We start from the raw sequence: 12,001 nt of genomic DNA on the forward strand, positions 1-12,001 counted from the left end.
TGGCTCAGCCGCCGCAGCCGCCGATGGTTACCTTGACCTGCTTCTTGTCCATGAAGAAAGAGCCGTCCTTCATCTTCGCAACCGCGATGACGTTCTGGGTCTTGGCAAGACGCATGCGTGTGGTTGCTAGCGCTTCACCGCTCATTTCGGTAAAGTGGAACGTGGCAACCGCCGGGCTGGGGTTTCCGTCAGCGAAGATGATGATCGATTCAACAAGGTCATCGCCTTCCATGGCGCTGTCCACATTGACCGATACCGGCACGGTGTTGCCGTTCTCGGCGATTTCCGGTGCAGTCAGGGTGATCTTGCCCTCGCCTGCCGTCGCGCCGCCGGTAAACTCCATGATCGACTTTTCCGTGGCTTCTGCCGAGGCAAAGGCCGGGGTGACCCGTGCGCCTGCGACCGCAAATGCGGCGGCGCCGGCCGTCAGTCCTAAGACATTTCGTCTTGTCAGTTGCATTGGCTTCGAGCTCCTTTGCTCCAGTTATTCCTTGAGTGTGCCGAGATAGGCCACGACATCCTCGACCTGCTGGGCGGAAAGAATCGTCTTGCCCACAAGGTCCTCGTTCAAATGCGCGCCGACTTCCAGCGAATAGAAGCCGGGCATGATGGTCTCATCGGTGAAGATCTGCTTGGAATTGGCGACGATGGCTCTGAGCATCGGCTCGTCCCAGCGATCCGCCACGCCGTCCAGCTCCGGTCCGACATCGCCGTGAAACAGCTCGCCCGACATGTCGCTATTGGCATGGCATGCCAGACAATTGCCCAGCTTGCGGCTCTTGAAGGTTTCCGCACCGGCTACAGGATCACCCGCAACCCCGGTCAGCGACATGGTGACGCCGTCATCGGTGAAATCCACCGCGTCCGGCGCAACCTCGCTGGCAAAGGCTGCAGTCGACAATGCGAGTGCCGTGACCGCCCCCAGTGTAAATTTCATTCGCCTCATCATTTGGCGCTCCCTCCTCCAATTGACCGGGCACTCGAGGCCCGGCTCCGCTCCGATTCCAAGGATAATCATAGTTTGCGGGACAATCAATGCAAAAATATGATTTCTTGAATATGTATCACTGTCAGCTCACTCCGCGTCCAGTCGTCCGGCCGCGCGCAGCTCGTTTATAATGCGGGCGTGATACTTCTGGAAGTGCTCATCGCCTTCATAACCTTTTTCACTCACCCATTTGAACATGTTGAGAAAGGTCCACTTGCCGAATGCGCCCGGCATGGTTGCCACGGCCGCCTCGGCAGCGGTTTTGCCCTCGGGCACCTCCTCGGGCAGAAACATCAGCGTCGGGGTGAACACGAAGCCCCATTTGCGCGCCGCGGTTTTCTCGGTCAGCACTTCGCCGTCGAGATCGGTGACTTCCTCGTCGCCGAACATGTTGTACTGCACCACCTTGAAATTGGCCTTGATGAAGTCGGCCACTTCGGGGTCCGACAACAGCGTCTCGTGCATCTTGGCGCAATAGATGCAGCCGCGCTGCTCAAAAATCATCACCAGCCGCTTGCCCTCTTCCTTCGCCGTCTCGATGTCCTCGGCGACATCGCGGAAGGTGAGCGCGAACCAGTCCTGCTTGTGCAGGCCGTCCTCGCCGATCTCGGCAGACCAGGCCTGGGCCGTCAGGGCCGCGACGGCGGCGAATGCCAGAAATGCGCGTCTGATCATGATATCTCTCCTAACCGATCGTAGCGAATGCGGGGAACATCTCAAGCAGCCATTGCGCAATTCGCGACATCTGGCCGGTCATGAACAGGATGCCGGTGATCACCAGAAGTACGCCCATGGCCTTCTCGATCACAGCCATATGTTTCTTGATTCGGGTCGAAAACCGGATGAAACGGCTGGCAAAAACCCCGGCGACGACAAAAGGGATCCCGATGCCCAGCGCATAGAGCCCCAGCAGAAGCGCGCCCTGTCCGGCCGATTCCTTGGCCGCAGCCATGAACAGGATCGCCGCCAGGATCGGACCGACACAGGGCGTCCAGCCAAAGGCGAATGCCAGCCCCATGATATAGGCGCCGACCATGCCCGCAGGCTTGCGCTCGACCTGGACGCGCGCCTCGCGATAGAGCAGCGCAAAGCGGAACACGCCGAGAAAATGCAGCCCCATCAACAGGATCAGAATGCCGGCGATGATCGACAGCACGTCGAAATAGCGCGCCACCGACTGGCCGATGATGCTCGCCGTTGCCCCCAGCGACACGAACACGGTGGTGAACCCCAGCACGAAGGCGATAGAGGCCAGCGCGATGCGGCGCGAAGCCACCGCATCGGCATCGGCGTTCTTGACCTCGTTGAAGCTCATTCCTGCCAGATAGGCGAGATAGGGCGGCACGATCGGCAACACGCAGGGTGAGAAGAACGACAGCAGCCCGGCCAGAAAGGCGGCTCCATACCCGACATCAATCATCTGCCTGTCCTCTCCGGCGGATCTGCGCACCAGACCGGCGCCCAATGCCACCACCACATTTCAACCTGCCGCATGCCTGCCCGGCACCCGCCCTGTCAACCAGATTGGTCACGCAGCGCAGCCCCTCCCCGGCCGTCAGCGGCCGGTCCCGAGCAGAATGCGTTTGCAAGATATGCAAATCGCACTATATATTGCAATCACTAATTTCAGGATCCGGACCCGCACCATGCCGCAACACCTCGCAGCCGTTCTCGCTGTCTTCATGAGCCTTTCGGCGCCGGTCGTGGCGGCCGAAATGATCATGTATGAACAGCCCGGCTGCGTCTGGTGCCAGCGCTTCAACGCCGAAATCGCCCCGGCCTGGCCGAAGACCGATCAGGGCCGGCGCGCGCCGCTGCGCCGGGTCGACATTCACGAGACCATCCCTGCCGACCTTGCCGGCATTCCGGTGGAGCGGTTCACGCCGACATTCGTGCTGGTCGAGGACGGGCAGGAAATCGGCCGGTTGCGCGGCTATCCCGGCGATCAGTTCTTCTGGGTGCTTGTCGACGAGATGCTGGCAAAGCTGGACCCATGACCGGCGCGCGCCCTGCAGGCCATGATTTCGGCGGTCAGGACATCACCCTGCTCGCCGGTCAGGCCCGCAAGGCCAGCGATCTGCTCAAGGCGCTGTCGCATGAAACCCGGCTGCTGATCCTCTGGCTGCTGTCGGAGGATGAAAAATCTGTCTCCGAGCTCGAAGACATCCTGGCGCTGCCGCAGGCCACCGTGTCGCAACAGCTGGCCAGGTTGCGGCTCGACGATCTGGTCAGCACCAGGCGCGAGGGCCGCATGATCCATTACTCGATCAGCAGCCCGGAGATCTCGGCGGTGGTGACCTCGCTCTACGACCTGCTCTGCAGGCCGGCCGACCGGACCAGGTGATACGGAAGCATCACTTGCCCGCGCCGCGGCACCTGCCTAAGCTTTGACACGGCCCGTGGGACGGCTGCAATGGGAGGAGACCGCCGTCATGATCGATTCGGGATGGATGCTTGCGTTGTCGGGCGGCCTGGTTGGCGCGATCATCGGCTTTGTCGCCAGGCGCAGCCACTTCTGCACCATGGCGGCACTGGAACGGCACTGGTACGCAAACGACGACAACCCTCTGCGCGCCTGGGCGCTGGCGGCGTTTACCGCGCTGATCGCCACGCAACTGCTCAGCGCCGCAGGCCTCGTGAGCATAGACCAGTCCTTCTATTTGACCGAACCGCTGCCCATCGCCGGCGCCATTGTCGGCGGGCTGATGTTCGGGCTCGGCATGGCGCTGGTCGGCACCTGTGGCTTCGGCGCGCTGGTGCGGCTCGGCGGCGGCAATCTGCGCGCGCTGGTGGTGCTGACCGGTCTGGGACTGGCAGCCCTCGCCGCCCAGCGCGGCATCACCGGCCATGTCCGCGTTGCCCTGCTCGATCCGCTGGCAATTGACCTGTCAGGCCTTGGCGGACAATCCGCCGGTACTCTGCTATCGCGCGCCATCGGCTTCGACGTCAGCCTGATCCTGGCTCTCATTCTCGGCCTTGCCGGTCTGTGGTGGGTGTTCAGATCCGCAAGCTTTCGCGCCGACCGCAGCCGCCTGGCCGCTGGCCTTGTCATCGGGCTGGCGATTGCCGCTGGCTGGGTCATCACCAGCTTTTTCGCCGCCCGCGCGCTCTACCCGGTGCAGCTCGAGGCCGGCTCCTTCGTCATGCCGGTCGGCGACACCATCCTGCAGATCATCACCGTCACCGGCGAACTGCCCGATTACGGTGTCGGCCTGATTGTCGGCGTGTTTTTGGGCGCGGCAGTCTCCGCCTTCCGCTCCGACGACATGCGCTGGGAAGCCTGTGACGATGCGCGCGAACTCTCCCGCCATCTGCTCGGTGCCTTCCTGATGGGAACCGGCGGCGTCTTCGCGCTCGGCTGCACCATCGGCCAGGGCGTCAGCGCTGTCTCGGTTATGGCCATCTCCGCCCCCATCGTGATGATGTCCATCGCCGCCGGCGCCCGCATGGGCCTCGGCCTGCTGATGGAAGGTAATGCCTTCGGCTTTCTGGCAGATTGGCGGGCGACGGATACGAAGGGTTGAGAGGCGCGACTTTGTTTTCTACGGTTGACCATATGTAATTAGGAGCAGACATCGAAAATGTGCAAGATAATTAGCATAGCCGTTCTATCTCTTACCATGATGGGTGTTTCGATCGCTTCAGCCGAAGACCTAACTGGACCCCAAAAAAATGCTGTTAGGTCGGCAAATAACTATTTAAGCTTCAAAGGCTTTTCACGGCTCGGTCTCATTCAGCAGCTTTCTTCTCCATACGGTGATGCCTATGATGCCGCGAACGCTACAGCGGCGGTGGACAGCCTATCGGTCGATTGGAACATTCAAGCGGCGAGGTCCGCAAAAACCTATCTGGAGATGATGGGCTTTTCCTGCAATGGGCTAATACGGCAACTGTCATCGGATGCTGGCGACAAATTTACAGAAAGCCAAGCAACTTATGGAGCGGAGCAGGCCGGAGCTTGCTGAATTTGGATTAACTAGCCCAAGTTCGGCTGCTTCACTCACCCCTCAGCCACAAACCGATACGCCGTCCCATCCCGCTCCACCCTGCCCTCGCCGGGCGTAGGCAGATGATAGGCGGCCAGCGATGCCTTGTCAGTCGCCAACCGGTCGAGCAGTTTGAACCTTGTGGCAATGCCCATTTCCGGGTCCTGGTCCGAGCCGCTGGGCCAGCTAGGATGAGCGAAGGAGACAGCGAAATGCAGGATCGCGTCACCGGCGATCAGCACAGGCTCGGCGCCGCCATGCAGCATGTAGGACATGTGACCGGGTGTGTGGCCTGATGTGTCGAGGGCCTCGACGCCCGGCAGCACTTCGGCGCCGGGCTCGAACAGGTTGATCATGTCTTCGAGATAGCTGAGCCGGTTCTGCGCCCCCACCGCAAAGGTCTTGCGCGTTTCAGGCATGGCGTCCACCGTGCCCGGATCGCGCCAGAAATCCCATTCCGCGCGGCCCATGTGGAAGCTCGCATTGGGGAAGACGATCTCGTCGAAATCATCGATCAGCCCCCAGAGATGGTCGGGATGGCCATGGGTGAAAACCACATCGGTGACATCGGCCGGATCAAAGCCCGCCGCTTCCATGTTCTCGATCAGCCTGCCTGCTGTGGGCATGAAATTGGCGCCCGAGCCGACATCGAACAGGATCAGCCGGTCACCGGATTTCAGGATCGGCACATTGCAATCGGGCTCCAGGCTGTCGGTCGGCAAGCCGTTGGCCTTCAACAGCGCAATCAGTTCGTCCTGCGGCGCGTCAGGATAGGAAAAGCTCAGCGGCAGCACCAGATTGCCATCGCTGACGCTGGTCAGAACCGCGTCACCGATGGCCAGTGCATTGGCCGGCCGCAAGCCCATCGGCAGCATCGCGCTTGCTGCGGCAGCCAAGCCGGTCTGCATGAGGGTGCGTCGCGTCAGAACAAGCGGTGCCATGAAGTCTCTCCCATATAGATTTATATGAATATTTGCCTTTGTCTTGACCAAGGTCAATGCCTGATGCCCGAAATCGGTGTCTTTGGTATCAGGAGACATAGCATGGACCTCGCGCTGATTGCCGACCGTTTTGGTGACAAGTGGACATTGCTGATCGGCGGCGCCATCATTGGTGCCCTGTTTGGCGCCTTTGCCCAGCAAAGCCGGTTCTGCCTGCGCGCTGCCGCGGTCGAGTTCTCCCGCGGCCGGGTCGGCGGCAAGATGGCGATCTGGCTGATCGTGTTTTCGACGGCAATCGCCGGAACGATGGCTCTCGCAGCCCAGGGCCTTTTCAGCGCCACCGAAACCCGCCAGCTGGCCTCGCCGCAAAGCCTCTCGGGTGCTGCCATCGGCGGCCTGCTGTTCGGCACCGGCATGGTGCTGGCCCGCGGCTGCTCGTCGCGACTGCTGGTGCTATCGGCCACCGGCAATCTGCGCGCCCTGCTCTCCGGCCTCGTCTTCGCCGTTGTGGCGCAAGCGAGCCTGCACGGCTTTCTTTCGCCGGTGCGCGATGCGCTGGCGGCACCTCTGACCACCCTGTCGATCGGGTCAAACGATCTTCTGGTGATGTCCGGCATTTCAGACCAGCTGGCCTTCACTCTGGTGGTCATCGGCCTTCTGGCCAGCCTAGCCTTGGCCGCATGGCGCAGGATCGGCATCTGGAAAACCGTCGCGGCCTTTGCCGTCGGCGCCTGCATTCCGCTGGCCTGGTGGTTTACCAGCGCCATGACCGCCATTGCCTTCGAACCGGTGCAGCTCGAAGCGCTGAGCTTCACCGGTCCCTCGGCCAACACGCTGATGCTGTTTCTCTCGGAGCCCGGCTCGATGATCGATTTCGATGTCGGCCTCGTCCCCGGCGTCTTCATCGGCGCGTTTCTTGCAGCCTTGGCAACCGGTGAACTCGAGCTTCAAGGCTTTGAGGGCGGCGATTCCATGCGCCGTTATCTGGCCGGTGCGGCGCTGATGGGCTTTGGCGGCATGCTGGCCGGCGGCTGCGCGGTCGGTGCAGGTGTGACGGGAGCGAGCATCTTCGCGCTGACCGCCTGGGTAACATTGTTTGCGATCTGGATTGCTGCGGCGACAACCGATTGGGTGGTCGATCGCAAATGGCCCGCGCGAAAAGCCCCTGGCCTGGCTTCGCCCAGCCTTCAGCCGAGCGAATAGAAAAAGCCGCCAGCCAGGCGCTGTCCGTACATCCGGGACTCGCGTGATCCTGCCTGACGGCCCTTGTCTCAGCGCGCTCTTTGCGAGCGTCGTTGGCGATCCCCTCTGGATCCAGTTTTAACCATGCAGGAAGCGTGCCAGTTCGCGGCTTGCCTTGAAAACCCGTTCCCCACTGATATTGCGTCCAGCCCCCTGACAGGCTGCACCTGCAATGAGCAGCGCTCCATCACAATTGCAGCAATTGCCCAAAAGCTGAGCATTTGTCGCAAAGCCATATCCGTTGTCTGCTTTCATACCGACACCGCCTCGCGCAAAAGCTCCTTGCTCAGGCTCTCGCGGTCACCGGCCAGCTTCACTTCGCCGCGCTCGATCACGCAGAACCGGTCGGCCAGGCCATAGGCAAATTCGAAATATTGCTCGACCAGCACGATCGCCATCTTGCCTTCATCACGCAGCAGCGCGATCACCCGCCCGATCTGCTGGATGATATTGGGCTGGATGCCTTCGGTCGGCTCGTCCAGCAGCAACAGCTTGGGCCGCGTGATCAAGGCGCGGGCAATGGAAAGCTGCTGCTGCTGCCCGCCCGACAGATCGCCGCCGCGTCGGTTGCGCATGTCTTTGAGCACCGGAAACAGCTCGTAGATATGATCCGGGATCTTGTGCTCCGAGCGCGGCAGGCAGGCAAATCCGGTCTCGAGATTTTCCGTCACCGTCAGCAGCGGAAAGATGTCGCGCCCTTGCGGCACATAACCAACGCCTCTCGCTGCCAGTTGATGCGCCGGGATCCTGCCGATGGCCTGGCCATCCAGCGTATAGTCGCCGCCGGATCGGTGATGCACCCCGGAGATCGCTTTCAACAGGCTGGTCTTGCCCACCCCATTGGTGCCCATCACGCAGGTCACCTGGCCGACATCGGCCTCAAGCGAAATGCCCTTGAGGATTTGTGACTGGCCGTAATGCAGGGTCAGATTTTCAATGTTCAGCATTGCTCAGCGCCCCAGATAGACATCAATGACCTCGGAATTGGCGGTGACGTGGTCGAGCGTCCCTTCCGCCAGCACCGAGCCCTCGTGCAGCACCGTCACCTTGCAGTCGAGACGGCGGACAAATTCCATGTCATGTTCGACCACCACCACGGCGCGCGTTTCCGCCGCCCGCCGCAAAAGATCGGTGGTGTGCTCGCGTTCGCCCAGCGTCATGCCCGCCGCCGGTTCATCCACCAGCAGCAATTGCGGGTCCTGCGCCAGCAGCATGCCGATTTCGAGCCATTGCTTCTGCCCGTGCGAAAGTTCGCCCGCGGTGCGATCGAGCTCCTCCGACAGGCCGATTTCGCGGGCCAGCTCGGACACCCGCTCACCGTCCCTGGTCGAGGATTTGTAGCGCAGCACCGCAAATGGCAACCGGTCATTGCTCAGCGCCATCGTCAGGTTGTCACGCACGCTTTGCGCCTCAAACACCGTCGGCCGCTGAAACTTGCGCCCCACCCCGGCGCGCGCAATCTGGCTTTCCGACAGCCGCAGCAGATCGAGCTGCGGCTCGCCGAAGCGCACCCGGCCCTCGTCGGGCCTGGTCTTGCCGGTGACAATGTCCATGAAGGTGGTCTTGCCGGCGCCATTTGGTCCGATGATGGCGCGCAATTCCTGCCCGCCGATCTCGAAGGAGAGATTGTTGATTGCCTTGAAGCCGTCAAACGACACCGAAATCGAGGTCACTTCCAGTAGCGCGCTCACGATGCAGCATCCTTTCTGACCAGCCGGTCGAACAATCCGCCAATGCCCTTGGGCGCATAGAGCGTCACCAGCACGAAGCCGAGGCCGAGCAGCACCTGCCACCAGTCGACCCAGTCGACGGTGTAGAAGCCGAGCGGAATGCTCGGCGCCTGCCCACCGGTGAACCAGGACGACAGCAATGACACGGTGGCAGCCCCGATGACCGCGCCGTAAAGCCGTCCGCGCCCGCCGATCGCCACCCACACCGCCAGATAGATCGAGGCAATCGGCGCGATTTCCGCCGGATTGATGATGCCTGCCTGCGGGTAGTACAGCGCGCCTGCGATGGCCGCGATCACTGCCGTCAGGGTGAACACCACCAGCTTGTAGGTCTCCACCGGATAGCCCATGAAGCGGATGCGCGCCTCGTCATCGCGGATGGCGCGGATGACATTGCCGAATTTGCCCGAAACCACCCAGGCAGCAATCAGATAGCCCCCGCCCAGCGCAAAGGCCGAGGCCAGGAAAAACCAGACCGAAACGACGGATTGCGGCACATCCGTGAGGCCCGGAATGTTCTGCAGTCCCGACAGGCCATTGTTGCCGCGCAACCCGCTGTCGTTCTGGAACAGATAAAGCGACAGCGCCAGGGTCATCGCCTGCGTCAGGATAGAGAGATAGACCCCGGTGACGCGGCTGCGGAACGCCAGCCAGCCAAACACCAGCGCCAGCAGTCCCGGCACCAGCACCACCAGCGCGAGTTGCGCAAACAGGCTGTCGGCGAAATACCAGATCACCGGAATCTCGGCGCCGCCGACGACACCGAAGATCTGCGTGCCGATGCCTTCGCGGATTTCCTCGGCCGTCGCCGGCAGTTCACCGCCGGCGAGCGAGGCTATGACGATGTCCTTGGTGCGCTCATACATCAGCCACATGCCGATCATATAGCCGCCGAGGCCGAAGAAGGCGAAGTGACCCAGCGACAGGATCCCGCAATAACCCCAGACCAGGTCCATGGCGATGGCGATCAGGCACAGGCACAGCGTCTTGCCGAGAATCTTGATCAGGCTGGTCGAGACCAGACCCACGCCAAGTCCTTCGGACAGAACCACCATGACGACCGTAAAGACCGCGAGCAGCGCGATGAAGATCAACACAGAAGGCTGCCGGGCGAAAAGAGAACGCTGCATGCTCTAATCCCCCGCCGCCCGGCCCTTGAGCGCAATGATGCCCTTGGGTCTGAACTGGATGAAAATGATGATGAAGATGATCATGTAGGTCTGCGCGGCCAGCGTGTTGGACGGATTGAAGAACTCGATCACCTTCTGCAGCGAGCCGATCATTCCCGCTCCCGCCAGCGTGCCCGAGATATTGCCGACGCCGCCGACCACCACGGTCATGAAACTTTGCACGATATAGCCCGAGCCGAGTTCCGAGGTGACCTTGGCAAACAGCCCGATGGCGACGCCTGCGATCCCGGCAATGCCGGAGCCGAGGCCAAAGGTCAGCATGTTGATGCGGTCCGGATTGATCCCCATCGACGAGGCCATGCGCGGATTCTGCGTCACCGCCCTCACCTCGAGCCCGAGCCGGGTACGATTGAGGATGAACAGCAGCAAGCCGAGAAAGGCGAGCGCCAGGACGAAGATGGCGATGCGGATATAGCTGATCGAGACCACGTCGTTGAGCACCCAGGCGCCATCGAGCCAGGACGGCGAGGTCAGCGGCCGCGCCTGCGTGCCAAAAATGTTCTTGGCGATCTGCTGCAGCGCGATCGAGATGCCGAAAGTGGCCAGCAGGGTTTCCAGCGGCCGGTGCGCCAGGTGCCGGATCACCAGCCGTTCGAGCGCCACGCCGGCCAGAAACGCCACCGCGAAGGCCAAAGGCAGGGCGACGATGATCGACACGGTGTAATCGGGGATGATCTGCTGGACGACATAGCCGGTATAGGCGCCGATCATGATGAACTCGCCATGCGCCATGTTGATCACGCCCATGACGCCAAAGGTGATGGCAAGCCCGATTGCCGCGAGAAAATAGATCGATGCCAGCGACAGGCCATCCATGGCCAGATCGACAAACTGGTAAAACCCAACCGTGCCGCTGATATCGGCCAGCGTCTCGCGCGCGGCCGTCGTCAGCACCGGATCGGGTTCGGTGTAGATTTCCGCAAACACATGGTCGGCCACGGCGGCGCGCTGTTCCTGCCGGCTCACCAGAGGCGGCACCGTGCCATCGGCAGCAAGCGCCAGATAGGCCCGGTCGCGCGCCTCCTGGGTCGTCAGCTCGCTCACCGGCACACCGCCGACTGTGCCGTCCTCGATATGGGCAATCAGCGCCTGCTTGCGCGCTTCCAGCGGAACGATGGCGCGCGCCTTGCCGGCGTCGACCAGCAATTGATAGGCAACATCCATATCGATGTCGCTGCCGGGCGTCAGCACTCTGGCGACATTGACACCTTCGGGTGCCGCGTCGAAGACGGCCACATTGCTGGCCAGCAGCGGATTGAGCGCCGCGCGGGCATCGACACCGGGGTCTCCGGCAAAACTCGTGATCGCGGCGACGCGGGTGGCCTGGTCGCTGCCGAACTTGATGGTCAGGAGCCGCTGCAGCCGTTCCTTGCGAGCCTTGATGGCCGGCACGGTCTCGGCTTCGATCGCCGCCCTGAGAATGCTCAGGTGAGACTGGTTGGCGTCGCGCTCAAGCGCGGTCAGCGCCTGCAGGCGGCGTTCCGGATCCGGATCTGACAGCTGGAATTGGACCAGGGCAGCGGCAATGACGCCGCGCACGCCGCTGTTCGGTTTGAGATTCTTGATCTCGGTCTTCTCAGCCAGCCCGGCTTCGGCGCCGCTGTCGACATCGATCAGCATCATCTGGCCGTCCTCGGCCTCGCGGACAAAGAAGAACCGACCGTCAGCCTCGCGCTGCCAAAGTTCCTTCTCGCGCCATTTCTCCAAAAACACCGCCACGCTGGGCAACTGGCTGTCGACCAGCTCTTCGAGCACCGGACTGATGGTGGTCCGGGACGGCTTTTCGATCTTGGCGCGGTGAATTTCGAGAAGCGCATTGAGACCGCTCTCCTGCGCATGGGCAGGCGCGAGCGCAACCAGCGCGAACAGGACGGCAAACAGAATGCGGTGCATGGAAATCAAAACCGGTTAAAAAGGTGGAAGG

Annotated in this window: 14 protein-coding genes; 5 read left to right on the plus strand and 9 right to left on the minus strand. The window is 61.9% G+C overall.

Features of this window, described 5'->3' with window-relative positions:
• Positions 1 to 4: 4 nt before the first annotated feature.
• The 4 genes from soxY to OEG82_RS16605 form a co-directional block, all read right to left on the minus strand.
• Positions 5 to 460, minus strand: a complete 456-nt coding sequence (gene soxY, locus OEG82_RS16590; RefSeq protein WP_267613504.1) for a thiosulfate oxidation carrier protein SoxY — start codon at positions 458 to 460, stop codon at positions 5 to 7.
• Between the two features lie 24 nt (positions 461 to 484).
• Complete coding sequence (gene soxX, locus OEG82_RS16595) at positions 485 to 946, minus strand: sulfur oxidation c-type cytochrome SoxX (protein WP_267613505.1); 462 nt, start codon at positions 944 to 946, stop codon at positions 485 to 487.
• Between the two features lie 129 nt (positions 947 to 1,075).
• Positions 1,076 to 1,663, minus strand: a complete 588-nt coding sequence (locus OEG82_RS16600) for a thioredoxin family protein (protein WP_267613506.1) — start codon at positions 1,661 to 1,663, stop codon at positions 1,076 to 1,078.
• A 10-nt stretch (positions 1,664 to 1,673) separates the two neighbouring features.
• A complete protein-coding gene (locus OEG82_RS16605) occupies positions 1,674 to 2,408 on the minus strand; it encodes a cytochrome c biogenesis CcdA family protein (RefSeq protein ID WP_267613507.1) in 735 nt (244 codons plus the stop codon).
• Between the two features lie 226 nt (positions 2,409 to 2,634).
• On the opposite strand from OEG82_RS16605, the gene OEG82_RS16610 reads away from it, so the two are divergent.
• The 4 genes from OEG82_RS16610 to OEG82_RS16625 all read left to right on the plus strand — a co-directional run bounded on the left by OEG82_RS16610 (position 2,635) and on the right by OEG82_RS16625 (position 4,953).
• On the plus strand, positions 2,635 to 2,985 hold the full coding sequence (locus OEG82_RS16610; protein WP_267613508.1) for a thioredoxin domain-containing protein: 351 nt from the start codon (positions 2,635 to 2,637) through the stop codon (positions 2,983 to 2,985).
• Complete coding sequence (locus OEG82_RS16615; RefSeq protein WP_267613509.1) at positions 2,982 to 3,332, plus strand: ArsR/SmtB family transcription factor; 351 nt, start codon at positions 2,982 to 2,984, stop codon at positions 3,330 to 3,332. Before OEG82_RS16610 ends, OEG82_RS16615 begins: the two co-directional genes overlap by 4 nt.
• Before the next feature lie 88 nt (positions 3,333 to 3,420).
• Positions 3,421 to 4,512 (plus strand): YeeE/YedE family protein, encoded by a 1,092-nt coding sequence (locus tag OEG82_RS16620; RefSeq protein WP_267613510.1) that lies wholly within the window; start codon positions 3,421 to 3,423, stop codon positions 4,510 to 4,512.
• Positions 4,513 to 4,569: 57 nt separating this feature from the next.
• Entirely contained in the window at positions 4,570 to 4,953 is a 384-nt protein-coding gene (locus OEG82_RS16625; RefSeq protein ID WP_267613511.1) for an Ltp family lipoprotein, read from the plus strand.
• A gap of 35 nt (positions 4,954 to 4,988) precedes the next feature.
• Here the strand turns inward: OEG82_RS16625 and OEG82_RS16630 are convergent, their stop codons facing one another.
• Positions 4,989 to 5,915, minus strand: a complete 927-nt coding sequence (locus OEG82_RS16630; RefSeq protein ID WP_267613512.1) for an MBL fold metallo-hydrolase — start codon at positions 5,913 to 5,915, stop codon at positions 4,989 to 4,991.
• A 102-nt stretch (positions 5,916 to 6,017) separates the two neighbouring features.
• Between OEG82_RS16630 and OEG82_RS16635 the strand changes: the two genes are divergently transcribed.
• Entirely contained in the window at positions 6,018 to 7,118 is a 1,101-nt protein-coding gene (locus tag OEG82_RS16635) for a YeeE/YedE family protein (protein WP_267613513.1), read from the plus strand.
• Between the two features lie 290 nt (positions 7,119 to 7,408).
• On the opposite strand, the gene urtE is transcribed toward OEG82_RS16635, so the two are convergent.
• From urtE to urtB, 4 genes are read right to left on the minus strand one after another with little or no spacing between them, the layout of a single operon-like run.
• On the minus strand, positions 7,409 to 8,104 hold the full coding sequence (gene urtE / locus OEG82_RS16640; protein ID WP_267613514.1) for an urea ABC transporter ATP-binding subunit UrtE: 696 nt from the start codon (positions 8,102 to 8,104) through the stop codon (positions 7,409 to 7,411).
• Between the two features lie 3 nt (positions 8,105 to 8,107).
• Complete coding sequence (urtD, locus tag OEG82_RS16645; protein WP_267613515.1) at positions 8,108 to 8,848, minus strand: urea ABC transporter ATP-binding protein UrtD; 741 nt, start codon at positions 8,846 to 8,848, stop codon at positions 8,108 to 8,110.
• Positions 8,845 to 10,017: an urea ABC transporter permease subunit UrtC gene (gene urtC / locus OEG82_RS16650; protein WP_267613516.1), complete on the minus strand. Its 1,173-nt coding sequence runs from the start codon at positions 10,015 to 10,017 to the stop codon at positions 8,845 to 8,847. Before urtC ends, urtD begins: the two co-directional genes overlap by 4 nt.
• Before the next feature lie 3 nt (positions 10,018 to 10,020).
• Positions 10,021 to 11,970, minus strand: a complete 1,950-nt coding sequence (urtB, locus tag OEG82_RS16655; RefSeq protein ID WP_267613517.1) for an urea ABC transporter permease subunit UrtB — start codon at positions 11,968 to 11,970, stop codon at positions 10,021 to 10,023.
• Positions 11,971 to 12,001 lie beyond the last annotated feature (31 nt).

This window comes from Hoeflea ulvae (assembly GCF_026619435.1).
Classification (GTDB): domain Bacteria; phylum Pseudomonadota; class Alphaproteobacteria; order Rhizobiales; family Rhizobiaceae; genus Hoeflea; species Hoeflea ulvae.